This is a genomic window from Roseibium polysiphoniae (genome assembly GCF_014842925.1).
Taxonomy (GTDB): Bacteria; Pseudomonadota; Alphaproteobacteria; order Rhizobiales; family Stappiaceae; genus Roseibium; species Roseibium polysiphoniae.
Genome location: NZ_JACYXJ010000005.1, coordinates 175664 through 199413, shown reverse-complemented (window position 1 = coordinate 199413; position 23750 = coordinate 175664). Strand labels below are relative to the sequence as shown.

Annotated in this window: 26 protein-coding genes; 12 read left to right on the top strand and 14 right to left on the bottom strand. The window is 58.0% G+C overall.

Translation table 11 applies throughout. From position 1 onward, the window contains the following. Positions 1-9: 9 nt before the first annotated feature. Positions 10-549 carry an inorganic diphosphatase gene (gene ppa, locus IG617_RS13970; protein ID WP_153771474.1) on the bottom strand — a complete coding sequence of 180 codons (540 nt, stop codon included), beginning with the start codon at positions 547-549 and terminating at the stop codon, positions 10-12. Positions 550-710: 161 nt separating this feature from the next. Between ppa and IG617_RS13965 the strand changes: the two genes are divergently transcribed. Beyond that, positions 711-1265, top strand: a complete 555-nt coding sequence (locus IG617_RS13965; protein ID WP_192109847.1) for a hypothetical protein — start codon at positions 711-713, stop codon at positions 1263-1265. Between the two features lie 30 nt (positions 1266-1295). Here IG617_RS13965 and IG617_RS13960 read toward each other — a convergent pair whose 3' ends face one another. After that, entirely contained in the window at positions 1296-1817 is a 522-nt protein-coding gene (locus IG617_RS13960) for a GNAT family N-acetyltransferase (protein ID WP_192109846.1), read from the bottom strand. Positions 1818-2299: 482 nt separating this feature from the next. Between IG617_RS13960 and IG617_RS13955 the strand changes: the two genes are divergently transcribed. Further along, positions 2300-2695, top strand: a complete 396-nt coding sequence (locus IG617_RS13955) for a DUF2794 domain-containing protein (protein WP_192109845.1) — start codon at positions 2300-2302, stop codon at positions 2693-2695. Positions 2696-2771: 76 nt separating this feature from the next. Here IG617_RS13955 and IG617_RS13950 read toward each other — a convergent pair whose 3' ends face one another. The 4 genes from IG617_RS13950 to IG617_RS13935 all read right to left on the bottom strand — a co-directional run bounded on the left by IG617_RS13950 (position 2772) and on the right by IG617_RS13935 (position 7913). Beyond that, on the bottom strand, positions 2772-3530 hold the full coding sequence (locus IG617_RS13950; RefSeq protein WP_192109844.1) for a Bax inhibitor-1/YccA family protein: 759 nt from the start codon (positions 3528-3530) through the stop codon (positions 2772-2774). Between the two features lie 168 nt (positions 3531-3698). Further along, a complete protein-coding gene (locus IG617_RS13945; protein WP_192109842.1) occupies positions 3699-4472 on the bottom strand; it encodes a hypothetical protein in 774 nt (257 codons plus the stop codon). A gap of 151 nt (positions 4473-4623) precedes the next feature. Next, positions 4624-7194 (bottom strand): ABC transporter permease, encoded by a 2571-nt coding sequence (locus IG617_RS13940; protein ID WP_192109840.1) that lies wholly within the window; start codon positions 7192-7194, stop codon positions 4624-4626. Next, a complete protein-coding gene (locus IG617_RS13935; RefSeq protein ID WP_192109838.1) occupies positions 7191-7913 on the bottom strand; it encodes an ABC transporter ATP-binding protein in 723 nt (240 codons plus the stop codon). The genes IG617_RS13940 and IG617_RS13935 overlap by 4 nt, the downstream gene beginning before the upstream one ends. Positions 7914-8083: 170 nt before the next feature. Here IG617_RS13935 and IG617_RS13930 point away from each other — a divergent pair, with 170 nt between their 5' ends. The 3 genes from IG617_RS13930 (at position 8084) to thpR (ending at position 10593) form a co-directional block, all read left to right on the top strand. After that, a complete protein-coding gene (locus IG617_RS13930) occupies positions 8084-8722 on the top strand; it encodes an arylesterase (RefSeq protein ID WP_192109836.1) in 639 nt (212 codons plus the stop codon). A gap of 49 nt (positions 8723-8771) precedes the next feature. After that, a complete protein-coding gene (locus IG617_RS13925) occupies positions 8772-9824 on the top strand; it encodes an aldo/keto reductase (protein WP_192109833.1) in 1053 nt (350 codons plus the stop codon). A 232-nt stretch (positions 9825-10056) separates the two neighbouring features. Then, on the top strand, positions 10057-10593 hold the full coding sequence (thpR, locus tag IG617_RS13920; RefSeq protein WP_192109831.1) for an RNA 2',3'-cyclic phosphodiesterase: 537 nt from the start codon (positions 10057-10059) through the stop codon (positions 10591-10593). Between the two features lie 4 nt (positions 10594-10597). On the opposite strand, the gene IG617_RS13915 is transcribed toward thpR, so the two are convergent. Then, positions 10598-11794 carry a glycosyltransferase family 4 protein gene (locus tag IG617_RS13915; protein WP_338109979.1) on the bottom strand — a complete coding sequence of 399 codons (1197 nt, stop codon included), beginning with the start codon at positions 11792-11794 and terminating at the stop codon, positions 10598-10600. A gap of 88 nt (positions 11795-11882) precedes the next feature. Between IG617_RS13915 and IG617_RS13910 the strand changes: the two genes are divergently transcribed. After that, entirely contained in the window at positions 11883-12653 is a 771-nt protein-coding gene (locus tag IG617_RS13910) for an alpha/beta hydrolase (protein ID WP_192109827.1), read from the top strand. A 12-nt stretch (positions 12654-12665) separates the two neighbouring features. Here IG617_RS13910 and IG617_RS13905 read toward each other — a convergent pair whose 3' ends face one another. Next, positions 12666-13307, bottom strand: a complete 642-nt coding sequence (locus IG617_RS13905; protein ID WP_192109825.1) for a DNA glycosylase family protein — start codon at positions 13305-13307, stop codon at positions 12666-12668. 108 nt (positions 13308-13415) lie between these two features. Between IG617_RS13905 and gluQRS the strand changes: the two genes are divergently transcribed. Together gluQRS and IG617_RS13895 are read left to right on the top strand one after the other, a co-directional pair. Further along, positions 13416-14351, top strand: coding sequence for a tRNA glutamyl-Q(34) synthetase GluQRS (gene gluQRS, locus IG617_RS13900; protein WP_192109823.1), 936 nt, complete (start codon positions 13416-13418; stop codon positions 14349-14351). A gap of 270 nt (positions 14352-14621) precedes the next feature. Then, entirely contained in the window at positions 14622-16733 is a 2112-nt protein-coding gene (locus IG617_RS13895) for a putative bifunctional diguanylate cyclase/phosphodiesterase (RefSeq protein ID WP_192109821.1), read from the top strand. Positions 16734-16753: 20 nt separating this feature from the next. Here IG617_RS13895 and IG617_RS13890 read toward each other — a convergent pair whose 3' ends face one another. Continuing rightward, positions 16754-17722: an AEC family transporter gene (locus IG617_RS13890; RefSeq protein ID WP_192109818.1), complete on the bottom strand. Its 969-nt coding sequence runs from the start codon at positions 17720-17722 to the stop codon at positions 16754-16756. A 237-nt stretch (positions 17723-17959) separates the two neighbouring features. Between IG617_RS13890 and IG617_RS13885 the strand changes: the two genes are divergently transcribed. Further along, complete coding sequence (locus IG617_RS13885; RefSeq protein ID WP_192109816.1) at positions 17960-19087, top strand: hybrid sensor histidine kinase/response regulator; 1128 nt, start codon at positions 17960-17962, stop codon at positions 19085-19087. A gap of 6 nt (positions 19088-19093) precedes the next feature. On the opposite strand, the gene IG617_RS13880 is transcribed toward IG617_RS13885, so the two are convergent. Beyond that, positions 19094-19720, bottom strand: coding sequence for a 2-hydroxychromene-2-carboxylate isomerase (locus tag IG617_RS13880; protein WP_192109814.1), 627 nt, complete (start codon positions 19718-19720; stop codon positions 19094-19096). 95 nt (positions 19721-19815) lie between these two features. On the opposite strand from IG617_RS13880, the gene IG617_RS13875 reads away from it, so the two are divergent. Further along, entirely contained in the window at positions 19816-20676 is an 861-nt protein-coding gene (locus IG617_RS13875) for a phosphatase PAP2 family protein (RefSeq protein ID WP_209008482.1), read from the top strand. 21 nt (positions 20677-20697) lie between these two features. Here the strand turns inward: IG617_RS13875 and IG617_RS13870 are convergent, their stop codons facing one another. The 4 genes from IG617_RS13870 to IG617_RS13855 all read right to left on the bottom strand — a co-directional run bounded on the left by IG617_RS13870 (position 20698) and on the right by IG617_RS13855 (position 22303). Continuing rightward, positions 20698-21150 carry a baeRF12 domain-containing protein gene (locus IG617_RS13870; protein ID WP_192109812.1) on the bottom strand — a complete coding sequence of 151 codons (453 nt, stop codon included), beginning with the start codon at positions 21148-21150 and terminating at the stop codon, positions 20698-20700. A gap of 127 nt (positions 21151-21277) precedes the next feature. After that, positions 21278-21541 (bottom strand): hypothetical protein, encoded by a 264-nt coding sequence (locus tag IG617_RS13865; protein WP_153771455.1) that lies wholly within the window; start codon positions 21539-21541, stop codon positions 21278-21280. A 54-nt stretch (positions 21542-21595) separates the two neighbouring features. Then, positions 21596-22060: a low molecular weight protein-tyrosine-phosphatase gene (locus IG617_RS13860; protein WP_192109810.1), complete on the bottom strand. Its 465-nt coding sequence runs from the start codon at positions 22058-22060 to the stop codon at positions 21596-21598. Between the two features lie 15 nt (positions 22061-22075). Beyond that, positions 22076-22303, bottom strand: a complete 228-nt coding sequence (locus tag IG617_RS13855; protein ID WP_338052228.1) for a sulfurtransferase TusA family protein — start codon at positions 22301-22303, stop codon at positions 22076-22078. A gap of 98 nt (positions 22304-22401) precedes the next feature. Here IG617_RS13855 and IG617_RS13850 point away from each other — a divergent pair, with 98 nt between their 5' ends. Then, a complete protein-coding gene (locus IG617_RS13850) occupies positions 22402-22965 on the top strand; it encodes a DUF924 family protein (protein ID WP_192109806.1) in 564 nt (187 codons plus the stop codon). Positions 22966-23403: 438 nt separating this feature from the next. Beyond that, the gene (locus IG617_RS13845) at positions 23404-23742 is read left to right on the top strand and encodes a P-II family nitrogen regulator (protein WP_153771451.1); all 339 of its coding nucleotides are present in this window, start codon (positions 23404-23406) and stop codon (positions 23740-23742) included. Positions 23743-23750 lie beyond the last annotated feature (8 nt).

Sequence of the window (23750 nt, the reverse complement as noted above, 5' to 3'; positions counted from 1 at the left end):
AAGTCGACGTTACTCGGCGGCGTCTGCCTGAGCGCGGTCAATCGATTCCATGATCATCTTCTTGGCAATGTCCACGCCTTCGATGCCGGTGACCTTGACCCACTTGCCTGGTTCCAGATCCTTGTAGTGCTCAAAGAAATGCTTCACCTGCGCCATGGTGATTTCCGGCAGGTCGCTGACATCGTGGACATTCTCATAGCGGCGCGTCAGCTTGTTGCTCGGCACTGCAATGATCTTTTCGTCCATGCCGGACTCGTCTTCCATGATCAGAACGCCGATGGGGCGGCAGTTCATGATCGCGCCGGGGACGACTGGCCGTTGGTTCACAACAACAACGTCGATCGGGTCGCCATCACCGCAAAGGGTGTGCGGTACGAACCCGTAATTGCCCGGGTAGCGCATTGGCGTGTAAAGGAAGCGGTCGACGTACATTGCACCAGCGTCCTTGTCCATTTCGTACTTGATTGGCTCGCCGCCGACCGAAACTTCGATGATGACGTTGATGTCTTCTGGCGGGTTCTTGCCGATCGGCACTGCATCAATACGCATGCTGCTTGACTCCTGTTGGCTGTTGGTGGGTCTATTGCAGCCTGATCGTTTCAGCGCAAGCCTTTATTATTGCGTTGCAACCATATGATGATGGGTGTCACTGGCCTGCTACGCGAACGAGCGCAGAGGGCTGGATCGAGCCTTTGCAGGAGGGAACCGAGATGAAGAGCCTTTTGGGAACCCTGTTATTATGGGCGGCACTGGCTGTCGGCGCAGAGGCTGCCACCATCGACAGCGCCTATACCAAGATCAAACTGGACGAGTGCCAGATGCAAGAGGCGCCAGCAACCGATGAAGGCACCTTCGGTGGGTCCTGGCTTTGCGCGGGATACAAGGGCATGCCCGTCTATATCGCCGAGGGCGATTTGCGGATGTTCGTGTCTTTCGGCATCGGAGCAGAAGGTGAGCGCGCCGCTGAGCAGACGCTGCCGAACTTCAACACGGTCAACGAGACCCTTGAATGGCGTCTGCGTGACGGTCAGGCCTTTGCAACGATCCTGCGCTGGTTCATCGACAATCCGGAAGGCGGCACGCCAGGCAACATATTGATCGTTACACAAGTTGTCCCCGGGGCAACCTGCCAGATCGCCCGGATCGACGCCCGTGCCAACCAGAACGCAAACCAGATGGCGCGGCAGGCCGCCGACACGATGGCAGGTCACTATGATTGTGGTCAGGAGCCGCAGGTTCTCGGCACGCCTGGGGCGTTGAATTGATTCAGGTTTGAGGCCAGGCGAAGCCGGTGCTTATGCCTTGCCTCTAACGGGCCAGCCGTAGACGGCGAGCTCGAAAGGCTTTCCGGCGCTGTAATATGACGACTTCGCCGCGAGTTTCCCGCCGAGCGCCCGATAGAATGCGCGGGCGGATTGATTGTCACTCAGCACTTGAACCGCAAGACCTTCGAGTTTCTGGGCGGCGAGGGCCTCGCGCACGGTTTGGAAGAGTGCGCGGCCAAATCCCAGGCCTTGATATTCCGGCTTCAGATACAGCTCATAGATCTCGCCCTCGTAGGGCAGATTGCTCATGCGGCAGGATCCGTAGGAAGCATAGCCGGCCGGCTCATTGGCGACTTCGAGGACCTGGATCTTTACGCCTTTGGACAGGGCGCTACGCCACCATGCCGCGGGGCGTCTCGCGATCAGACGCTCGAGCTCAACACCATCGAGAAGGCCGCGATAAGCACCGAGCCAGGCTGCGCTGTGGACCGTGGCCAGGGCGTCGCAGTCACCAGCTTCTGCAGGGCGCAGATCGATGAGATCGATTGTCATGTCGACGATCGTACAGGACGATCGCGTGTGGGTGAAGAAAAAGTGACGAGGCGGGCTCAGGCACTTCGCGCCCCTGTCAAACAAGAGGGCGTTGCGGAGAGGTCATCAAAAGAGCGGCGGATATGAAAAGGGCCGGCTTGTGGCCGGCCCTTCAGTTGCCCTGACGTTCAAGTACGCGAATACAAGATCCGATCAACTCTGACCCCGGGGGGCTGGGGGGCTAATGCGTTCCGAAGCCGAGTGTTCAGGACCATCAGGGTATGATCTCAATATGGGTGGCCAAAATGGCTGGCCAAGGGCTGGAATAAGGCAAAATAATGATTTTTTTTAAGGCTAAAAAGACGCCTTTTGAACGGCTTGAAAGCCTCGCACTTGCCAAAGGTGCAAAGACTTGCGCATCATGACGGAAAGATGACGCCGAAGAGAGGAATGCTCTGATCTGGTGTCTCTGGAGGTCTCACCGAACCTGTTCAGGAGGCGGAATGAGCGAAACCGACGAGAACGCGTCTAAGCGTGGTTCACATGGCATTGCCGTGGCCACGCCATCCCCGCAGCCAACGCCCCCGCCAAAACCACTGGTGGCCTTCAACCGGCTGGAACTCAATACAATTCTGAAGCTTTATGGACGCATGGTTGCTGACGGCGAGTGGCGGGACTATGCGATCGACCTGATGAGTGAGCGAGCCGTCTTTTCGGTCTTCCGCCATAGCTCTGAAATGCCACTCTACCGAATTGAGAAAAATCCGAAGCTGGCCCGGCGTCAGGGTGCCTACTCTGTGGTTGCGACCGGAGGAATGATCCTCAAGCGCGGGCACGATCTGGCGCAGGTCCTGAAGGTTCTGGAAAAGAAGAAGCACTTGCGGTTGATCGACGCCTGAAAGGTCTTGCAGCACGCAATAAAAAAAAGCCCGGCGCGATGGCCGGGCTTTTCTTTTGTCTGGCTGAGCGTCCAGCTTATTCGCGGTTGCCGAACAGCTGAAGCAGCATCAGGAACATGTTGATGAAGTCGAGGTAGAGACGCAGGGCGCCCATGACTGACTTCTTCGTGGCCACTTCGCTGGAGTCGCCTTCGTAGTACATTTCCTTGATCTGCTGCGTGTCGTAGGCGGTGAGGCCGGCAAACACGAGGACACCGATCACGGAGATGGCGAACTGCAGGGCGGAAGACGCCAGGAAGATGTTGACCAGCGACGCGATGACGATGCCGATCAGGCCCATGAACAGGAATGAACCCCAAGCCGACAGATCTTTCTTGGTGGTGTAGCCGAAGAGGCTCAACGCACCGAAGGATGCTGCAGTGATGAAGAACACGCGGGCGATAGAACCACCTGTGTAGACCAGGAAGATCGACGACAGCGAAATGCCCATCACGGCCGCGTAGACCAGGAAGGTCGTCCGAGCCGCTGATGCGCTCATGGACTGGATCTTGAACGACAGGAACATGACCATGCCGAGCGGTGCGAGCATGACAACCCACTTGAGCGGCGAGCCGTAAAGGGCCTGGCCAAGCGGTGTCAGAGCCATTCCGCCAGCTGTCTGATCGACTGCCAGGAAGACTGTGCCAAGAGCGAAGAACCCGGTCAGCGCGAGGCCGAGGGTCATGTAATTGTAAACGCCCAGCATGTAGCTGCGCAGGCCCTGATCGATCGCTGCATCGGCCTGAGTGCCGGCCACCGAATACGACGCCTGTGAATTTCGGTTAAAGGTCGACATGGTCGTGTGATTCCCCTTCCGGTTCGAAATTGCATGCGAGATTACATGCAACGAAACTCCCTCAACATATGGGAAAGTCCTGACAGTAGCACAAGATGATTTTTCTGACAAAACTGTAACATTTTGGTCTTTGCCAGTGTTTCCATCAATATGCTTAAGCCCTTACGCCTATTTCATTGCTTTCAGACGCGATGCAATTTGTCTGTCACAGTCTCCGCGCGGATTGCGAACGACTTGTTCTGAGGCGAAATCCAGAATTTCCCGCTTCGGATCGCGCATCTGGGCGTCGGTTACACCAGGCTTGAACATCTGCAGTACGGCGTAATCACCGCCCGCGTCGGTGAAGAAACCAATCGGTGTGCCGTTCTCGACGATGCCCATGCGGCCAACCCTGACCTCTTCCACGGTGACATTGCGCTTTTCGCCGTCAATCGTGAGGGTGTTGCGGCCAAGGCTGAGCTTCTTCAGCTGGGAAGCTGTGGTGCCGACCCAATTGCCAAAGAACCGCTTGCCCTTGCCTTCGACGGACAGACAGGAATTCTTGTAGTTCGGGATCGAGAGGCGCTCGGCCGTGACTTCAAAGGCTTCTTCGCCCTTTGGTGCCACAGTGTATTTCATCGTGTGTTCGCCAGTGCGGTAGACGCGAATGCCGACTGGCGTGTAGCCCTTGTCACCGATGGAACGGGTGAAAAAGTCGAATTGGTTGGCATCGTTTGTGCCGGCGCGGCGATAAAGCCAGCGTTTTGGCAATCCATCTTCGAACACCAGCCAGTCGCTGACAACAAGACCGCGCGATCCGTCCTTGGTGTTCAACTGCCACACGCCCGTGTGGAAAGGACTTTCAGCAACAGCTGGAGCAGTGTGAGAAAAAGCGCCGACGACTGCGAGTGCCGCTGCTGCCGCAATTGATTTGAGAGTGAAATTGACTCTTGTCTTAAGCATAGATGGCCCCTTAGCTAAAACCGCTTAGTAATGGGTTAGCCAAGAAACGGGCGCTGCGCAAGTTATCAGAGGGCAAATGAGTGTTTAGGAAAATCATAGGCTTATGATCTTCCTAAACAATTCGTTAAGCAAAAACCTGCAGCGTTCTTGATTACAGGTTTCGCAGGACAGGCGCCGGTTTTTCTCCCAGAACCTTCCATGTGCCGATCAGGCCAAACCCAACGGTGAGCACAAGCGCGATCAAAGCGGCCGTCATGGCTGTCACCGGAAGCATGACGAAACTGCCTCCCATGACCTGTGTAATGACGAACCAGGCTGCAATGCCTCCTGCGACAAGCGCGAAGATCGCAGTGACAATTCCAAGGATCGCATACTCGAGAGCATAGGCGAGGATCAGCCGTCCACGCGTTGCTCCGAGCGTTTTCAAGATGACGGCATCGTATATCCGGCTCCGGTTCCCGGCTGCCAGCGCGCCTGCTAGCACAAGAATGCTTGCGATCAAGGTGATGGAAGATGCGCCGCGGATGGCCCACGCAAGTTGGGCCACCAGGTCATTGACCTGCGCAATGGCGTCCTTGACCCGAACCGCCGTGACCGTCGGAAAGGTGCCGGAAACCGACCGCAAGATGTCAAGCTCTTGATCGGTGGAGACATCCTCATCCCAACCAAGTGTCATGAGATGGGCGTGCGGAGCCCCGGCAAAGGTGTTCGGGGAGAAGACCAGGACGAAATTGATGGCGAGCGACCGCCATTCAACCTTCCGGGTGTTTGCGATTTCGGCGGTGATATCACGTCCGAGAACATTGACGGTGATTTCGTCGCCGATCGTGAGACCCAGCTCTCTTGCGGCTTCATCCTCGAAGGAAACCAGGGGTTTTCCCGAGTAATCTGCAGGCCACCAGTCCCCGGAGGTCAGTTCCGCATTTTCCGGCTGCTCCGCCTCATAGGTGATGCCGCGGTCGCCGCGCAGGATCCAGGCGACATTGGGCGGCGCGTCAATTTCACTGGTCGGTATGCCTTTGAGTGATGTCAGCCTGCCACGCAACATCGGGACGCTGCGCAGATTTGCATTGTCTGTCTCGCTGCTCAGAAGGGTCTCGAAGGCATCGCGTTCATGGCTTTGAATGTCGACGAAAAAGAAGCTCGGCGCTTCCTGTGCAATGGTCGCGGTCAGTTCGCGGCGCAAGTTGCCGTCAATCAGAGCGAGAGCGACGAGCAGGGAAAGTCCCAAGCCGAGTGACAACACGACTGATGGCGTCAGGGCGCCGGGACGGTGAATGTTCGCGATCGCAAGGCGCAGCTCTGTCGAGCGGACAGTGGGCAGACGCTTGGCAATCGCCATGATCAGGCGTGCCACCAGCACCAGCAGCACGAATGCAGATGCCGAGGCTCCGATGTAGATCAGCGCGATGCGTTTGTCGTAGGCGAGCAGAATGGCGATGCCGGCAAGCGCGAGAACTGTGACAGCGGTGGCCACGAGATAGCGTTTGCGCGGCAGGCTGCGCGCCTTGCCGGAAACCATGTCGCGAAACAGAGCCGTGGGCGGAACATCGTGGGCTCGTCCAAGCGGCCAAAGAGCAAAGGCAAGCGCGGTGAGAATGCCATAGAGAAGGCCAAGGCCCAGTTCCTGAGGATAGATCGCGGCAGCAAGATCGACCGGCAGAACGCCGGAAAGCGCTGCCCCCGCTGCAAACGGCAGAATTGCACCGACCAAAAGGCCTATGCCGATACCGATGGCCGCAAGGGACAGCATCTGGATCAGGTAGACCTGAAACGCGAACCCTCCGGTGGCACCAAGGCACTTGAAGCTTGCGATGACCTCTCGCTTTGTGTCGAGGAAAGCACGGATGGCATTGGCCACTCCGACGCCGCCCACGACAAGCGCAGTCAGGCCGACAAGGGTCAGGAATTGCGCAAAGCGGTTGATGTTGCGCTGAAGACCCGGAGCGGCATTGGCTCTTGAACGAACTCTCCAGCCCGCGTCCGGGAAGGTTTCCTCGGCTTCGGCAATGACGCCTTTCACGGCCTCTTCAGATGCGGTTCCAGGCAGTTTGACCCGGTATCGCCATCTCACAAGGCTGCCCGGCTGGATCAGGCCGGTCTCAGGAATGGCCGATTGTGAAATCATCAGCCGCGGGCCCAACTCCATGCCGCCGGCCAATTTGTCCGGTTCGTTCGCGATGACATCGCTGATCCGCACAGTTGCCCGGCCGATGGCGAGCGTGTCGCCTGGCTCAAGGCCCAGGCGCGCCAGAAGCGAGAGGTCTGCGATAGCGCCCCAAAGACCATCTTTTTGAGACAATGCGTCAGTCAGCGTGCCGCCACCTTCAAGCGCCATCTCGCCGTAAAGCGGGTAGGCGCCGTCGACGGCCTTCATTTCCACGAGCGCCTGATCGCCGGTTTCCGGCCGCCGGGCCATCGCCCGCATTGTGGCGACGCTCGAAACGTCGCCGAGCGTCTGAAGCCAGTCGCTTTCGTCTTCGCCCGTTTCACGGTGCACAATCGAAAAGGAGATGTCGCCGCCGAGAATGGACTGTCCCTCGGCGGAAATACCTTCCGTCAGTCCGCGGGAAATCGACGTGACTCCCGCGATGGCGGCAACCCCCAGTGCGATACAGGCGATGAAGATGTAAAAGCCCTTGAAGCCGCCACGCAGTTCTCTGAGCGCAAATCGAAGGGCGAGCGACAATCCGGTTGGCGCTTTGGCTACAAAGGCGTTCATAGAGGCGCCCCGGCGGTCTCGCGTGCAGGGCTGGCAGTCTTGTCTTCTTCTTCGATCTCGCCCGAGCGGACCCGGATCATCCTGTCGCAGCGCTGGGCCAGGGCCGGATCATGGGTCACAAGGACCAATGTCATCTGGCGCTCCCTTTGCGCCTTGAACATGAGTTCAACAATCTGTGTGCCGGTGTCGTCGTCAAGGTTGCCGGTCGGTTCATCGGCGATCAGGATCTTGGGATGCACAACCAATGCCCTTGCGACCGCCACACGTTGTTGCTCGCCGCCGGACATCTGGGCGGGATAGTGATGCAGGCGATGGCCAAGCCCAACGGACTCGAGTTCCTGACGGGCCTTGTCGAATGCGGCAGCGTCCCCTGACAATTCAAGCGGAACGGCGACGTTTTCCAAAGCGGTCATGTTCGGGACGAGATGGAAGGACTGAAAGATGATCCCGACGGTTTGCCCACGGAAACGGGCCAGTTCATCTTCCGATAAGGGAGAAAGCTCGCTGCCTGCGACCTGCACCTGACCGCTATCAGAGCGCTCCAGCCCCGCCATCACCATGAGGAGTGTCGACTTGCCGGATCCGGAGGGGCCGACCAGGCCGACCGCGGTTCCGTCTTCGATGGTCAGATCGATGCCCTTGAGGATATGGACCCTTCCTGCGCCCTCTCCGAGACTGAGATGTACGTCTTTGAGAGCGATAGCCGGTCCATTTGTCATCTTTGCCCCTATATACTGTCTGATGTTCCAAATGCGGAGCGAACGTGCGTCTTGGGTGCCGACTGGTCGCAACTGCATCTTTTCTGCAATATGATCAACAAGTCACCGCCTTGCCGAAACTGGTTTCTGCGACCATATGGGGACACATTGAGGAGCGATCCAGACCCGCCATGCGTACAAATTTGTATCAGTTTGTCATACTTTTCCTGCTCGCACTCGGTTTGCCGACCACGGTTGCTGCTGCGGAAGCTTTAAAGCTCGTCGTTCTGGGGGACAGTCTGTCCGCCGGATACCAGCTTGCGCCCGGGGAAGGTTTCCCCAGCCAGCTTCAAAAAGCCTTGTCCGAAAAGGGCTATGCGATTGAGGTGGTCAACGCTGGTGTCTCTGGTGACACGTCTTCGGGCGGGCTTGGCCGTCTGGACTGGTCGGTTGGGCCAGATGCTGATGCCGTGATCGTAGAGCTTGGTGCGAACGACATGCTTCGGGGCATCGCACCGGAACTGACCAGAGAGAACCTCACCGAGATCGTCTCAAGGCTGCGGGAGCGCGGTGTGGCAGTTCTCGTCGCAGGCATGCTGGCACAGCGCAATCTCGGCGATGAATACGCCGAAGCCTTCGACCCGATCTATGCGGACGTGGCCGCTGCGCATGACGCGCTGCTCTATCCGTTTTTCCTCGAAGGGGTGGCACTCAACCCGGAGCTCAACCTTCCAGACGGAATGCATCCGACCGGAGAGGGCGTTTCCGTGATTGTCCAGAATATGTTACCAAAGGTCGAAGAACTTCTGAAACGGGCCGGTTCATCCTGAAACCGGCGCCCCGGCTCAATCGTAAAATCTGAAATCTAAGGAACCAGTGATGGATTATCGCCGTCTCGGTCGCACCGATTTGAACGTCAGCTCCCTTTGTCTCGGCACCATGACCTATGGCGAGCAAAACAGCGAAGCTGAAGGCCACGCGCAGATGGACCTCGCCCTGGATCGCGGGGTCAATTTTTTCGATGCGGCGGAACTCTATCCGATCCCGCCCAACCGGGAGACGCAAGGCCGGACCGAGCGGATCATCGGCACCTGGTTCAAGGCGCGGGGAACACGTGACAAGGTCATCATGGCCACCAAAGTCGTCGGACGTTCCGACATGGACTGGTTCCGTGAGAATGGCGCGAAGGCAAAGCTGACCCGCGAACAGATCGAATTTGCCGTCGACCGGAGCCTTCAAAACCTGCAGACGGACTACATCGATCTCTATCAGCTGCACTGGCCGGACCGGAACGTCTCTGCCTTTGGTGCCAACCCCACCCAGTGGAAGGACATCGAGCCGGCTGATGACGAAAATTCGATCGAAAGCACGCTTGAGGTGCTCTCCGATCTGGTAAAGGCCGGCAAGATCCGCCACGTCGGGCTCTCGAACGAAAGCGCCTGGGGTACCATGAGTTTCGTCAGTGCTGCCGAACGCCATGGTCTGCCACGCGTTGCCTCGATCCAGAATGCCTATTCCCTGGTGAACCGCACCTTCGAGACAGGCTTCGCCGAGATCTCGCTTCGTGAAGATGTCTCGCTGCTCGCCTATTCGGCGCTCGCGCAGGGGTATCTGACCGGCAAATATCGCGACGGGGCCACGCCGAAGGGCGCCCGGAAGGCGCTGTTCAATCGACTGCAGCGGTATGAAAAGCCGGGGGCGGAAGAGGCAATCAATGAATATCTGGACCTTGCGGCGGATGCTGGTCTCGATCCTTCCCAGATGGCCTTGGCCTTCGCACATTCCCGCAGCTTCATGACCTCCGTCATTCTGGGGGCAACCCGTCTCGATCAGCTGGAGCAGGATCTGGATGCGGTCGATCTGACCCTTTCGGACGACGTTCTGGCGAAGATTGATGATATTCATCAACATCGCGGCAATCCCTGCCCATAGCATTTGATCATCTGAAATGAGATCGCGCCGCGGAGGGCATTCGTGGCGCGATTTTCATTTGTGACAGAGAATCATTTTGCCGTCGCAAAGACCTGAAATGGCCGGAGCGCGGCGATCTTAAAGACGTGAAATATCCGAAAATCGTATTTATGTCAGTAAGTTACGAATTTTCTTGCGCTTCGGGCGAAGTTGATTCCTGATGAGAAAGTCGAAACCAGCGAAGGGGCAGGCCATGCCGCGCTTGTTTACTGGCTTTGAGATTCCGTCCCAGACGGGTCTCTTGCTGTCGATGCTCCGGGGAGGCCTTCGGGGCACCCGCTGGATCGATCCCGAGAACTACCACATCACGCTCCGCTTCATTGGCGACATCGACGACCGCACGGCAGACGAAGTGGCCAATGCGCTGGATCGTGTCCGGCGACAGCCCGTCGAGATTCATCTGAACGGGCTTGGTTCCTTTGGCAATGGCAAACCGCATGCGGTCTGGGCCAGGGTCGAACCCTCGCCGGAGCTTGCGGAGTTGCAGGCTGAGCAGGAAAGGATCCTCCAGAGGATCGGTCTGCCCTGCGAACGCCGCAAATATACGCCGCATGTGACGCTTGGCCGTTGCAGAACGTCTTCCAATGAAGATGTCGCAAGGTGGCTGGCAGAACACGGGAACTTCCAGGCGGCACCCTTTGTCGCCGGGCGGTTTGTTCTCTTCTCAGCCAAGGCCAGTGTCGGCGGCGGTCCCTACCTGGTTGAAGAGGCCTATCCTCTGGCTGCGTGAGCTGTCAGCGTGGTTTGTGCAGGCCCTGATCTGGCAGCAGGCTGCGGTAGACGTTCAGGGTTTTCTCGCACATGGCCTCGACGGAAAAATTCTCGCTCACGTGGCGAGCGGCGCGGTCCGTAAGAGCCTGCTTTTCTTCATTCTTGAGATTCAGGGCCTGGCGGAGCGTTGCGGCGAGCGCTTCCGAATTTCCTGGTGGAACACGCCATCCGGTGCGCTGGTCGTCGCTTCTTTCTGGTGGAGCCAGAACCGTTTCGGGAACGGCGCCGAGATCCGAAACAATCACCGGCACATGCGCGGCCTGCGCCTCGACCGCGGCGCGGCCGAAGGCTTCAGCTTCTACAGATGCGACGACGGCGACATCAGCGAGCGACAGGGCCGCTGGAACATCAGCGCAGTGCCCGACCAGAAGAATGCGGTCCTCAAGACCGTGGCCTGCGATCTGCGTCTTCAGTTCGGCGAGGTATTTGTCACGCCCCTGGGCGTCGCCTGCCAGAACCGCGATTGTCTGACTGTCGCCTGCCTCTGCCAGCTTTGCCATGGCGTCGATCACGATGCCCTGGCCCTTCCAGGCGGTCAGGCGTCCCATGTTGAGGACGATGGGCCGGTTGGCATCGACCTTCCATGCCTCCGCCAGCGTGTTGCGGCGTTCTGAAGAGGCAGCCTCCGGTGCCAGCGCGCCGAGGTCTGATCCGCGGTGGATGACCGTGATTTTGCCCGCCGCAAGGGGATGCCGCTCCTGGATCAAATTCGCAGTGTAGCCTGAGTTGGCGATGACAGCATCACCGCGGGCCATGACGGAATTGTAGAAGGCCTTGATCCGGGATTTTTGATTGTAAACGCCGTGATAGGTCGTCACGAAGGGGATCTTTTCGCGGCGCGCCGCCAGAAGCGCCGACCACGCCGGTGCGCGGCTGCGCGCGTGGATCAGGTCGACATTCCGGTCCCGGATTACCTGGCCAAGCCGCGCGGCATTGCGCCAGATCGTGAGAGGGTTTTTCGATTTGACCGGCAGCGTGATGTGATGAGCGCCAAAGCTCTCGAGCTCCGCGACGAGACGGCCGCCTTCGCTAGCGACGAGAGCCGTCCAGCCGGCATCTGTCAGCGCCTTGGCAATGTCGACGGTCGTGCGTTCGGCACCGCCTGTCTCCAGATCGGGAATGACCTGCAGGACGACCGGCTTGTTCTTTTGAATGGACACTTTCTGCTCCGGCGCTGACACTTTGAATTTGGCCTTCGCCTGTGCCAAAGGAGAGGCACTTGGGACATAAACCAGCCAGAGCCATAGTATGAGCCAGAAAGATCCGCAATTCATCACGGTCGGAAAAAGCGCAAGTGCGCGGCAAATTGCGGTTTGTCACAGCCCTGCTGACGACGGTCCGGGTCTCTTCTGGCTGTCGGGTTTCAAGTCGGACATGAACGGTACAAAGGCGCTTGCGCTTGCTGATCATGCATCAAAGAAGAACCTGAGGTGCACCCGCTTCGACTATTCAGGGCACGGCCTGTCGTCGGGTGGGTTCGAAGACGCTTGCGTGTCTGATTGGCTCGAAGAGGCACTGGCGGTATTCGATCGTTTTTGTACCGGTCCGACGGTCGTTGTCGGCTCCTCGATGGGGGGCTGGATCGCGATGCTCCTGGCGATTGCCCGTCGCGAAACCGGACTGCTGAAAGGCATGGTCCTGATTGCGCCGGCGGTCGATTTCACCGAAGAACTGATGTGGAAGCAACGGTTCACCGATGAGATCCGTGAGGCGATCCTGCGTGCCGGGCGATGGCAACAACCCTCCGCCTATGGGGACGAACCTTATGTGATCACCGAAAAGCTGATCGAGGATGGGCGTAATCACCTGATCCTCGACAAACCTCTGGCGACTGGCTGTCCGGTGACCATCCTGCAAGGCGCGCTTGATCCGGATGTGCCCTGGCAGCATGCCAAGCGATTGGCCGAGGCGCTTCCGGACGATGATGTGACCTTTTCACTAATTCCGGATGGCGACCACCGACTGTCGCGTCCCGAAGACATCGCGCTTCTGCTGCGTGCCGTGGATGGCCTGCTTTAAGAGGCACAGAGCCTAGACCGGCAAGGTTTCCCGCCCCTGCTTTTGAACCTTGTACCAGGCCCAGAAAAGCCGCGCCGCGATACCCCGCCAGGGCGCCCAAGCTTCGGCACGTTCATCGAGTTGCCTGACGGAGGGCTTCTCCTCAAGTTCGAACGCGTCGCGGACCGCTACCTGTAGAGCCAGATCGCCGCTCGGGAAGACGTCCGGATGGCCTGCACAAAACAATAGGAAAATGTCCGCGCTCCACCGCCCGATGCCCTTGATCTGGCACAGTTCTGCGTGGGCTTCCTCCGCGGGTCGAAGGGCAAGGCCCGTCAGGTCGAGGCCGTCGCTGCATGCTTGCGAGACAGCTCGAAGGGTCTTGATCTTGGGGCGGGACAGGCCGGCACCGGCCAGCTCCAGATCCGAGTGATCCGCCAATCTCTCGGCTGTGAGTGGAGTCACGAGGTCTTCAAGCCGGCGGAATATGGCCGCGGCGCTGGCGACGGACACCTGCTGCCCCATCACGATCTGGGAAAGACCGGCAAAGTCTGCAGATCTTCGCCGAAGCGGCAGCGGTCCTGCCTGCTGGGCGAAAGGTCCAAGCTGAGGGGCTTGGCGCAGAAGCGCGGCCAGTCCTTGCTCGACATCATCCAGGGTTTCGATGGAGTTCACGAAGGTCTCACGGGTTCGGCGTTTCTCGTGGCGGGCGAAGCTGCTAGGACCATGGTTCGAACACTCCGCTGGATCTGACAACCCGTTTATCGCTTGAAACCACTGCACATGACACAGCCGGTCTTCCGTTTTGCGCCCTCGCCCAATGGCAAGTTGCATTTGGGTCATGCTTATTCGGCACTGCTGAACTTCCGGGCCGCCGAGGCATTGTCGGGAAGACTTCTGTTGCGGATGGAGGACATTGATGTCGTTCGGTGCACGCCAGAATATGAGGCAGGCATCGTTGAAGACCTGAAATGGCTTGGCATCGGTTGGGAAGAACCGATCCTGCGGCAGTCAGAGCACTTTGATGATTACAGGGCGGCTCTTGGAAAGTTGGAGGCGCTCGGTCTGGTCTATCGGGCGTTCCTTACGCGGGCAGAGATCAAACGCTACGTTGCTGATTTTGAGACCGGCGGCGTGATCTGGCCGAGGGACCCTGATGGCGCACCTCTTTACCCGGGAGATGCGGCGGTTCTGTCCGAGCGAGAGCTTGTGGCGCGCCGGAAAGATGCCGCCGCCTATGCACTCCGCTTGGATATGAAGGCTGCCCTGAGCCAGTTGAAGAAGCCGCTTTCCTGGTGGGAAGGTCCTGCGGACGTGACAACAGCGACGGAACCTGGTGACTGGAACCTTGGGCGGGATGTGATCGCAGACCCGGCTGCCTGGGGAGATGTGGTTCTCGCCCGCAAGGATACGCCGACGAGCTACCATCTTTCGGTTGTGGTGGATGACGCCCGCCAAGGCATTACGGATGTTATCCGAGGAAAGGATATTTTTCCCGCAACTTCGGTGCATCGGCTGCTTCAGGTGCTGCTGGCCCTGCCTGAGCCGCGCTATCGGCACCATGAATTGGTTTTGGCCGAGAACGGGCAAAAGCTCTCCAAATCCAACTTTGATACCAGCCTGCAATCATTGCGTGTTTCAGGTGATTCTGTGCAGAATCTTGCGAGTAAGTTGCTGCAGGGCCCTAATGGTCCAGGTTATTTTTATCGTGATAAATGACTAGGTTGATGATTGCTTCAGTTGATTGAAGTAATGATTGAGAGATATCTAGGACGATATTGAAAATTATCTATTTATATACGGGTTCCCGGGTACAAGGGGCTGAGTTCAGTCGGGTGCTTTTGAGGAACAGGATGTTCGTAAGTTTACCAGCGATACTTTGCGGTTTGTGCACGGTTGCGTTGATACAAGCTTGGGTAGAAGCCAGCAGGATCCAGGGGCAAGCGCAACTGGTCCACCTGCGCACCGGCAAGCGCGGCGCGTAGACATATGCCCAATATGAAGCACTTCCTTGAGCGCGGTCGCAATGCGCTTGGCCGCGTGTTTGTTCGCTCGACGGTCTATGTCGTCGTGTTGTTGCTGGCCTTCACGACGCTGGTTGCCTGTTTCGGTTATTTCTCACAGGTCTGGAAGATCGAGGAGCGTCTCGCGGAAAACGCTCGCAATCATGCCGTGCTGGTGTCGCGCATTGCTGCCCGGGAGATCGAGAACAAGAACTATGCGAATGTCGAGAAGCTACTCGATGCGTTGGGAGATGAAGCACTTGTTGTTGCGGCCAAGGCCTACACCCGGTTTGGACATGTGTTCGCGAGCGATCTCGATTCTCGCACCAACGGCGCGCTTCAAGTCATAGACGAAGATGTTCTTGATGCCATTCAAGGGCAAACGACACTCACGCGTGAGACTGACGCGTTCCACCAATTTGTTCTGCCTGTCTACCGGGACGGGATCGGCGTTGGCGCAGTCGAAATCACCATGTCAAAGCAGGAAATCCAGGATCTCAAGCGCGAGATCGTGATCCAGACCTTGATCCTGGCCGGCACCCTGTTTTTCGTCTTTGTGCCTTTGGCGACGTTTCTGATGTACCGCTCGACCCATGGCATCAGCCGGGTCACAGAAGCTGCCAATGAGGCGGCTCAAGGCTTTCTCGATACGAAGATGAAAGTCGACACGGTCGGCGAGGTCGGAGAGCTGCAGGAAGCGTTCCGCCAGATGGCCGTGAACTTCCGCAACAACATTCAACGGGTTGAATATCTCGCCCATGTTGACGGGGTTACAGGCCTGCCCAACCGGCTCAAGTTCAGCAACGTTGCGGCCCAGCTTATCGATCTGTCTCCCAAAGCCGAAGGGGGAATGATCTTTATCGATCTCGACCGGTTCAAGGCGATCAACGACATGCATGGACATGTGATCGGGGACCGGCTTTTGGCGCTGGTGGCCGAGCGTCTGAGTGATCTGGTCAAAACATTTGCCGATGAGCGCTTCCAGTGCAAGCCGTTCATCGCTCGTTTCACTGGTGACGAATTCATTGTCGTGCTGCCGGGAATAGCGGACCCCGAGGCACTCAAGGAGCTGTCTGATCTGATCGTGACCAAGATCAGAATGCCTTTCAGCATAGACCATTTGAAACTCATGGTGCGGGCAAGCGTTGGCGTTGCTCTCTATCCTCAGGACGGAAAATCGGCCGATGATGTGCTGCGTTGCGCAGACATGGCGATGTTCACAGCAAAGGATGCCGGACGCGATCAGACGGTCATCTTCAATGAAAGCATTCGCCAGAAGGCTGACGAGCGCGAAAAAATCGAGCGCTGCCTTCGCACGGCGCTCGATCACGATGAGTTGACGGTCTTCTACCAGCCGAAGGTGGACATCGAGACTGGCCAGATCATGGGCTCCGAAGCATTGCTGCGCTGGGAACATCCCGATCTTGGCAGCGTGCCGCCGTGGAAATTCATACCGCTCGCGGAAGAATGCGGTTTGATGCCCTCCATCGGTGAGTTCGTCCTGCGGCAGTCGCTCGAAGACATGAATGTGGTGCGAAAGCAGGGGTTCGACCTCTCGGTGGCCGTCAATGTTGCGCCGATCCAGTTTCAATCCGACAGTTTCACCGATCGCACTCTGGGCATTCTTGGCGAGAGCGGGTTTCCGCTAGACAAGCTGGAGCTTGAGATCACCGAGTCCAGCATCATGGAAGATCCGCAGCGTGTTTATCGCCAGATTGTTCCGATCAGGGATGAGGGCGTCGAGTTCGCGATCGATGACTTCGGAACGGGCTATTCAAGCCTGAATACGCTCGCGACCATGCCGTTCGATACACTGAAGATCGACCGGTCGTTCGTGATGAACATGGCCGAAAGCGAGGACCGTAGGGTTATCGTGCAGCTGATCTTGATGATGGCGCAGCAGTTGCGGATGAAGACCGTTGCAGAAGGCATCGAGACCCGCGGACAATACGATCATCTGAAAGCCTGGGGCGCGAATTTTGCGCAGGGCTATCTCTGGAGCCCGCCTGTGCCCTTTGCCGCTTTCAAAGCGATGGTGAGGGCAGGCCTGGATGATATCGACGATGCCGATGAGCTTTCAGACAAACGGCGCGCCTAGGCTTGCGGCGTAGGACAGGTTTAGCCGGCGGCGCGCCAGGCTTCCACGATTGCCACCCAGAGACCACAGGTGACCACCGCAGCGATTGTCGTCAACGTGATCGAGTTGGCTGACATGGCATGGCCGGTGCCGTATCGGTTCGCGAAGATATAGGCATTGATGCCGGTTGGGCATGCGGCGGTTACAGTGGCGACGGCCGTCCAGAGCGGCGGAAGATGCAGGACGTAGGCACCCATCAGGAACACGATTGCGGGCATGACGCCGATCTTCAGGCAGCTGAGCAACAGGCCAGGGAGGATATTGCCGCGTATCCCGTAGGGCACCATGCTCATCCCCAGGGACAAGAGAGCGACCGGCAGCGCCGTCGATGAAATGCGGCCGAGCACGTCGCTCAGGATCGGCGTGAAGGAAAGACCCGACGAACGCCATATCAACGCGCAGACCAGAGCTATGATGATGGGGTTGGTTGCAAGGTTTCGCCCGATCTTGAGGATCATTTCACCGAGAGGTGGCGGGGTGCTGATGCCATCGAGCGCTGCGGCGCGTTCCATCAAGACCGAAATGACGACGGTCATGATCGGAAGGTGCACCGAAATGATGATGAGCAATGGCACGAGGCCTTCGTCACCATAGACCGACGAGATGAGCGGCAGGCCGACCATCACCGTGTTCGCAAAAGCAGCTGAGACGCCGCCCACGACACCTGCCCTGGCCTCGCGCTTGAAGCCCTTGCGTATCAGAAGAGAGGCCAGCACCCAGGTGGCCGCAACACCGCAGAAATAAGTGGCCCAGAGGCCCCAGGGGTTTTCGTCGCCAAATTCGATCACCGAGAGCGTCTTGAAGATGAGCGCGGGGATGGCGATGACAAAGACGAACTGGCCGAGCGCCTCTCCGACGGTCTGGGACACCAGGCCTATCCTTGCGGCGGTATAGCCAATGCCGATCAGGATGAAGACGGGAAGAACGATGGACAGGATTTCTAGCGGCATTCAATCCCCGGCGGTCGTTGGATTTCAGGTTTGACAACCTGTGATCTGGCGGGATCCCGCTGGAGGAGCGTTCGGCACGGACAGGACGGCCGAAGTTGACGGTTCAGGGGACCAGAAGTGTGGGCGCGCAAATCGCGAGACGATTGCGTTTGGATATTGTCAGACAAGATGACGAGCAATTGGCAAAGTGGCAAGAGCGGTTTGCCGTTTGACTGGAAGTCATACTAGATTCATCCCATGGATGGAGATCACGACCAAAATCATGAAATTGCGCTGCTTGCGCATGACCTTCGAACGCCGCTGTCAGCCATGAAGCTGACAGCCGAGCTGATCGGGGCCGAGAAGCTGTCGCCAATTCAGGTGGAGCGTCTCAACCTTTTGATTCGAAGCATCGATGCCTTGAGCGACATGACGGGAGCACTGCTCCATACCTCCGAGACAGGAGGTCGCATGCCGGAACTCTCCGAGATCGCGGCTGATACGGCAGAGCTGTTCCGGGCACCTGCGGAGGCGAAGGGCCTCGGCTACAAAGCTGAAATTGAAGCGTCGAAGATCCGTCTTGAACCTGTTCGTGCCGGTGCCCTGCGACGGGTGATGACGACCCTTCTGGACAATGCGGTCAAATACACTGATACCGGCAAGGTCAGTATTTCCTTCGAGATTTTGCCTGGCGAGGACGGGGCATCGACCGAGATACGGCTTGCCGTCGCCGACACCGGACCGGGCATTGATCCCATGGAGCGCCGGCGTCTGTTCAAACCCTATGTGCGAGGGGCTGCCGGCAAGGCACGCAGTCCCGGGTCGGGTCTCGGTCTTTGGGGCGCTTCGCAACTGGTTGCAGATCTCGGCGGCAAGCTGCGTTTGATCAGCCCGAAGGCGGGCGGGTGCCGTTTTGAAATGAACCTGCCCTTGGCTCCGGAGACCGCAGAAAGCGTGGTCCGAGCGGATCCCGCCGATGTGTCGGATGCCGAAGCGCATGTTCTGATTGTTGACGACAATGAGACAAACCGGCGCCTGCTGTCTGCCCTGCTGGAGTCCTTCGGCATTTCCTGTGACCAAGTGCCGAGCGGCATGGACGCGCTCAAGATCATGCTAGAGACGGACTATGACGCGATCTTGCTGGATCTGCATATGCCGGTCATGGATGGCCTCGAAACAGCAGCCCGGATCCGGGAGCTTCCCAACACTGAGGCGCTGCCACTGATCGCGGTGACCGCTGCAATGGAATCCATCGGCGGCAAGCGCATGCGGCAGGCGGGCTTCGTTGAAGTGCTCGCAAAGCCGCTGTCGCCGTCCTTGTTATTTCAGGCGATGGAGCATGCCCGGCGGCACCATGCGGCACGGCTGAATGTTTCAGCAACGTGAGGCCGCTCAGTCCGTCATCATGAGGGCTTCGTCCAGGGCCTGTTCCAACCTGTCGTGACCCCAGAACAATTCGCCATTCTGCGTTACGAAACTGGGCGCGCCGAAGATGCCTTGTGTCTCGGCTTCGGAGACAGCGGCACGCAGGCCGATCTTGATGTCCATCGTTTCGGCCTGCGCCAGAACTTTCTTTGCGTCGGCTCCGACTTCCATGAGAATGCCCGCCAGGGTCGCCGGGTCGGCTATGTCGAGACCTGCCCCAAATTCGGAATAGAACACTGCCCTGACAAATTCGCCGATCCAAGGCTCATTCCGGCCGGCGTGGGCGAGACGGGCGGCCAGAATGCTGTTTTGAGGAAACGGATCAGGAGCAACAAGCGGGAGACCCAGAACCTCGCATTGCCTCTCCATATCCCGCCACATGTAGCGACCCTTGGCAGGCATCAGATTAAAGGGCGAGGTTTCCCACCCCTGCTTCTTGAAGATGGGCCCGAGCAGGAAGGGATGCCAAACGACCTCCACCGAGCGATCACCAGCCACGGTTTCGATCCGCATGGCGGAGAGGTAGCTGTAGGTCGAGGCGAAATCGAACCAGAAATGCAAACGTGGCTTTTGGTCGTGGAGTGCGGCTTCCATCAAACGCCTGCCTTTCCGATTTCCTGGAGAAAATTCCGATTGCGTATGGATTGGATTTTATTGGTCATGTGCGTCGAATGGGTTAAACAGCGCGGATGACACGATGCAAGGCCTATTGGCGCATGATTTCCGATCGTTTTGCAAAGCCTTTGGCCTGGGTGGCAGCCAATCCGATGAAGGCTGTGGGCCTCTATCTGGTGGCCGTCTCAGCTTTTTTTCTCGTTTTTCCAGCCGTTGATCTTTGGGCCAGCGGTCTGTTCTACAGCGATGAAAGCGGATTTTTTGCTCGCAATGACCCCTTCTTGCGCCGGTTTCGCCACCTGGGGCCGCATATCGTCAAGATCGTCGCGATAACCAGCGTTGTCGTGCTGCTGGCGAAGCTGTTCCTGCCGGCACGAAGTCCGCTGATGCCCCTGCGTGCGCCGGTGTTCTTGTTGACCACGCTGATTTTGGGGCCAGGTGTTCTCGTCAACCTGATCTTGAAGAACAACTGGGGCCGGCCGCGCCCGGTGATGGTCGATGTCTTCGGCGGGGACATGCCCTACCAGCCGGTCTGGCTGCCAACAAATTGGTGCGATACCAACTGTTCGTTTGTCTCGGGCGAAGCGTCTGCGGGCATGTGGCTGGTTGCTGCCGTTTTCATCGCACCCGTCGCCTGGCGCTTGGCTTTGCTGGCGTTTCTGCTGCCGCTCGGCCTTCTGCTTTCGCTCAACCGCATCGCGTTCGGGGGGCATTTCCTGTCGGATACGCTGATCTCCTGGGGGCTGACGCTTCTCGTGATCCTTGCGGTCCATCGGATCCTGTATGTCCAGGCACCAGCGTGGCTGCGCGACACTCATCTGGATGAATGGTTCACCCGAAAGGGCCGAATTCTTCAGGTGATAATGAACCGGGGCGGCACCCGGGCTGCGGCCCGGATGCGTCATTTTGTCGGAATGTTTGGTAAGCACCACTAGACCTGAGACAGGTGTGGGTTTTCAGGACTTCTGGGTCAGGATGCGTTCGATTTCAATTGGCGGATGGCCCGTCAGAGTCTTGTCGACCTCGGCAACCACGCGATCCTTGACCTCCTTGTGGAAGGCCTTGCGCAGGTCTCCAAGGATCATTGGCGGCGCTGCCACCACCAGTTTCTCGTACCTGCCCTTGTGAGCGGCTTTGTAGAGCATCTCCGCCATGTCCTTGGCAAAGCGGTGTTTCTCCAGCGTGTGCCAATCGGTTTGTTCCATGGAGCTTTTCTGAGGCCCGGGACCATCACCTTTGCGGCCCGGTGCGTCGGTGCCCTGTTCCGAGGTTTTGGGGTTTTCGCTCTCCATCTGGCGGATCACTTGCAGATTGGGAAATTCCCGGTCGCCTTCGTTCCGGAACACCAGCGCTTTTTCGCCGTCGCCGACCAGAACCCAGGCGTCGTGATCTATCTGTAAGCCAGGCATGATGAGACTCCCTTTATCGATTGTTTTGACGGCGGCACGAGCGTTGTCTGCTCACGCCACCATTAATCGATGTGATATCTGCCGGCTGAGGTTCAAGGGCTGGGCGATGGCTTACGTATTACTTCGACTAGCCGGACTTGCGTGGGCGCGTGCGCTTCAAGATGCGTGCGAACCGCATGGGGGAGCGGTCTTCCAACCAGGTGAAGAGGCTGTTGAGGCGCGGAACTCGGCGCCTGCGATTGCGCAACGCCCGGGCGGCCTGGCGGCTGGTTGCGATGATAACAATCATGCCAAGGGCCAGAAGGGGAACGCCTGTCGGGATGGGCAGCCAGACCGTTGCGAGGCCAAGCGCGATCAAGACCAGAGCGAGCGTCCAAAAGAGCAACTTCATAAACTGTACGGTCCTTCGTGCCTGCCACTGCAATACGAAGGCTTCAAGACGGGATTATGAAGATTGCGGATCGACCAGCATCTGGCTCAGGCGCTCGCTTGCCGATCTGAGCATATGAAAAACGGCTTCAAAGCCCTTATCGCCGCCATAATAGGGGTCCGGCACCTCGTGCTCGGGGGCGTCGAGAAAGAGACGGAGGTGTGCTGTTGCGTCTTTGGGGGCGATCTGGCGCAGTTTGGACAGGTTGCTCTTGTCCATCGCGAGGATCAAGTCGAAATCTGAAAAGTCCTGCTGGCGGACCTGGCGCGCGCGTTGGCCGGAGATGTCGATGCCATATCGGGTGGCCACTTCGATGGATCTCGGGTCCGGCGGGTTTCCCTCGTGCCAGGTTCCAGTGCCTGCGCTGTCAATCTGAATGCCTTCAATCCGCCCTGCTTCTTTGAGCGTGTGCCGGAAAATACCCTCGGCCAAGGGTGAGCGGCATATGTTGCCAAGGCAGACGAAGAGAATTGAGGTCATTGGACGCTGCTCCGGTCAGGCCTTGATGATCGTGAAGCGGCCGTTGTCGCCATCCTTTTCGGAGCTTTCCAGCGTGTGTCCGTCTTCATTGCAGAAATGGGGAATATCCAGAAAGGCCATGGGGTCGGTCGTTTGAACGATCATGCGCGTTCCACTCTCGACCCGGCTGAGCGCCTTGCGCGTCTTCAGGACTGGGAGGGGGCATTTCAGACCCTTGAGGTCCAGGATGGTGTCTTGGCTCACGAAATTGGCTCTCGGCGGTTTCGGCTCTTGGATTGTCATTCTAGCAAGTACATATATCGAATAAAGCTCTCAACGTCCGATTCTTGATGGAGTGCAGGATGTCCCTACCGCACGCTTTGCCGCCGATCACACCGATTGATGTCCTCGAGTTCTGGTGGCAGGCCGGCCCCAAGAAATGGTTCGCGCGTTCAGATGCGTTTGATGCCGAAATCCGGTCGCGGTTTTTCGAGGCAATCGAGGCTGCAAAGTCAGGCGAACTTGAGCTTTGGAGCGAGACCCCGCATGGCTGTCTGGCCCTGATCATCCTTCTCGATCAGTTTTCCCGCAACGTTTATCGGGATGATCCGAGAGCCTTCGAGAGTGACGGGATGGCGTTGGCGCTTGCCGAAAAGGCGGTAGAGGCAGGCTTCGACAAGGCCTTCCCGAAAGACGTGAGGGTCTTTTTCTACCTGCCGTTTGAGCACGCGGAAGATATCGCAGCGCAGGAGAAGAGCATCGACCTGACCCGGCCGCTGGGACATGAGCAGTTCTATCTCTATGCCTTGATCCATATGGATGTCATTCGCAGGTTTGGGCGCTTCCCACACCGAAATGAGGTGCTCGGGCGGGTGTCGACGCCTGAGGAGCTGGCCTATCTCGCCGACGGTGGGTTCTCGGCCTGAGTTCGTCGCTAAAATTTCCTTAAAGAGGCGGCAAAACGGCTATTCCGCTGGCGGCTGCCCTTATGGGGTGCAGAATTTCTGCCACAAAAATAGCCGCCGACTCTATTCGAGTCCTTTTTTGTGTAATTTCTATGCAAATTTTGAATTTTGCCTATTTTTTACTCTCATCTCAGGTGGTTAAACCGCCCCGTACAGGCGCAGGTTTTATCCATATTCCTCTTTTGAGCCCCTGAAACCACGGAACTCTGCGGTTTTTCGAAGTTTCTCCTGGAGTTGGCACGGTCCTTGTAATGAAAGACCCGACACCGACCCGGCTACGTACTTGTGCGGGCCTCCGTTTTCGGGGGCAGGGTTTCGGAACCCAGGGGGGAACCGAACGGGTAGGTCGGCCAGCCTTTTCGCAGGGAAGAGGCGCAGGAAAAGGAATGGGAACAAGCAATGAAAATTGTGATGGCCATCATCAAGCCGTTCAAACTCGATGAAGTGCGCGATGCACTCACGGGGATCGGCATCCAGGGCCTGACTGTTACTGAGGTCAAGGGATACGGCCGCCAGAAGGGCCATACTGAAATCTACCGCGGCACCGAATATGCCGTCAGCTTTCTGCCGAAGCTGAAAATCGAAGTCGCCGTTTCCGGCGAGTCTGTCGATAAGGTCGTCGAGGTTATCTCAGGCGCTGCCAAGACCGGTCAGATCGGCGACGGCAAGATCTTCGTTTATTCGATCGACCAGGTCGTTCGCATCCGTACCGGCGAAACCGACGCCGAAGCTCTTTGATTGTATTG

Excerpts from the sequence above, each read along its gene's own strand:
- IG617_RS13865 (WP_153771455.1), bottom strand. The coding sequence starts at position 21,541 with ATGAAGTTGCTCTTTTGGACGCTCGCTCTGGTCTTGATCGCGCTTGGC.
- gluQRS (WP_192109823.1), top strand. The coding sequence starts at position 13,416 with ATGACACAGCCGGTCTTCCGTTTTGCGCCCTCGCCCAATGGCAAGTTG.
- IG617_RS13850 (WP_192109806.1), top strand. The coding sequence starts at position 22,402 with ATGTCCCTACCGCACGCTTTGCCGCCGATCACACCGATTGATGTCCTC.
- IG617_RS13895 (WP_192109821.1), top strand. The coding sequence starts at position 14,622 with ATGCCCAATATGAAGCACTTCCTTGAGCGCGGTCGCAATGCGCTTGGC.
- IG617_RS13950 (WP_192109844.1), bottom strand. The coding sequence starts at position 3,530 with ATGTCGACCTTTAACCGAAATTCACAGGCGTCGTATTCGGTGGCCGGC.
- IG617_RS13940 (WP_192109840.1), bottom strand. The coding sequence starts at position 7,194 with ATGAACGCCTTTGTAGCCAAAGCGCCAACCGGATTGTCGCTCGCCCTT.
- IG617_RS13965 (WP_192109847.1), top strand. The coding sequence starts at position 711 with ATGAAGAGCCTTTTGGGAACCCTGTTATTATGGGCGGCACTGGCTGTC.
- IG617_RS13880 (WP_192109814.1), bottom strand. The coding sequence starts at position 19,720 with ATGGAAGCCGCACTCCACGACCAAAAGCCACGTTTGCATTTCTGGTTC.
- ppa (WP_153771474.1), bottom strand. The coding sequence starts at position 549 with ATGCGTATTGATGCAGTGCCGATCGGCAAGAACCCGCCAGAAGACATC.
- thpR (WP_192109831.1), top strand. The coding sequence starts at position 10,057 with ATGCCGCGCTTGTTTACTGGCTTTGAGATTCCGTCCCAGACGGGTCTC.
- IG617_RS13955 (WP_192109845.1), top strand. The coding sequence starts at position 2,300 with ATGAGCGAAACCGACGAGAACGCGTCTAAGCGTGGTTCACATGGCATT.
- IG617_RS13930 (WP_192109836.1), top strand. The coding sequence starts at position 8,084 with ATGCGTACAAATTTGTATCAGTTTGTCATACTTTTCCTGCTCGCACTC.
- IG617_RS13935 (WP_192109838.1), bottom strand. The coding sequence starts at position 7,913 with ATGACAAATGGACCGGCTATCGCTCTCAAAGACGTACATCTCAGTCTC.
- IG617_RS13945 (WP_192109842.1), bottom strand. The coding sequence starts at position 4,472 with ATGCTTAAGACAAGAGTCAATTTCACTCTCAAATCAATTGCGGCAGCA.
- IG617_RS13890 (WP_192109818.1), bottom strand. The coding sequence starts at position 17,722 with ATGCCGCTAGAAATCCTGTCCATCGTTCTTCCCGTCTTCATCCTGATC.
- IG617_RS13860 (WP_192109810.1), bottom strand. The coding sequence starts at position 22,060 with ATGACCTCAATTCTCTTCGTCTGCCTTGGCAACATATGCCGCTCACCC.
- IG617_RS13845 (WP_153771451.1), top strand. The coding sequence starts at position 23,404 with ATGAAAATTGTGATGGCCATCATCAAGCCGTTCAAACTCGATGAAGTG.
- IG617_RS13875 (WP_209008482.1), top strand. The coding sequence starts at position 19,816 with ATGACACGATGCAAGGCCTATTGGCGCATGATTTCCGATCGTTTTGCA.
- IG617_RS13910 (WP_192109827.1), top strand. The coding sequence starts at position 11,883 with ATGAGCCAGAAAGATCCGCAATTCATCACGGTCGGAAAAAGCGCAAGT.
- IG617_RS13885 (WP_192109816.1), top strand. The coding sequence starts at position 17,960 with ATGGATGGAGATCACGACCAAAATCATGAAATTGCGCTGCTTGCGCAT.
- IG617_RS13960 (WP_192109846.1), bottom strand. The coding sequence starts at position 1,817 with ATGACAATCGATCTCATCGATCTGCGCCCTGCAGAAGCTGGTGACTGC.
- IG617_RS13925 (WP_192109833.1), top strand. The coding sequence starts at position 8,772 with ATGGATTATCGCCGTCTCGGTCGCACCGATTTGAACGTCAGCTCCCTT.
- IG617_RS13870 (WP_192109812.1), bottom strand. The coding sequence starts at position 21,150 with ATGCCTGGCTTACAGATAGATCACGACGCCTGGGTTCTGGTCGGCGAC.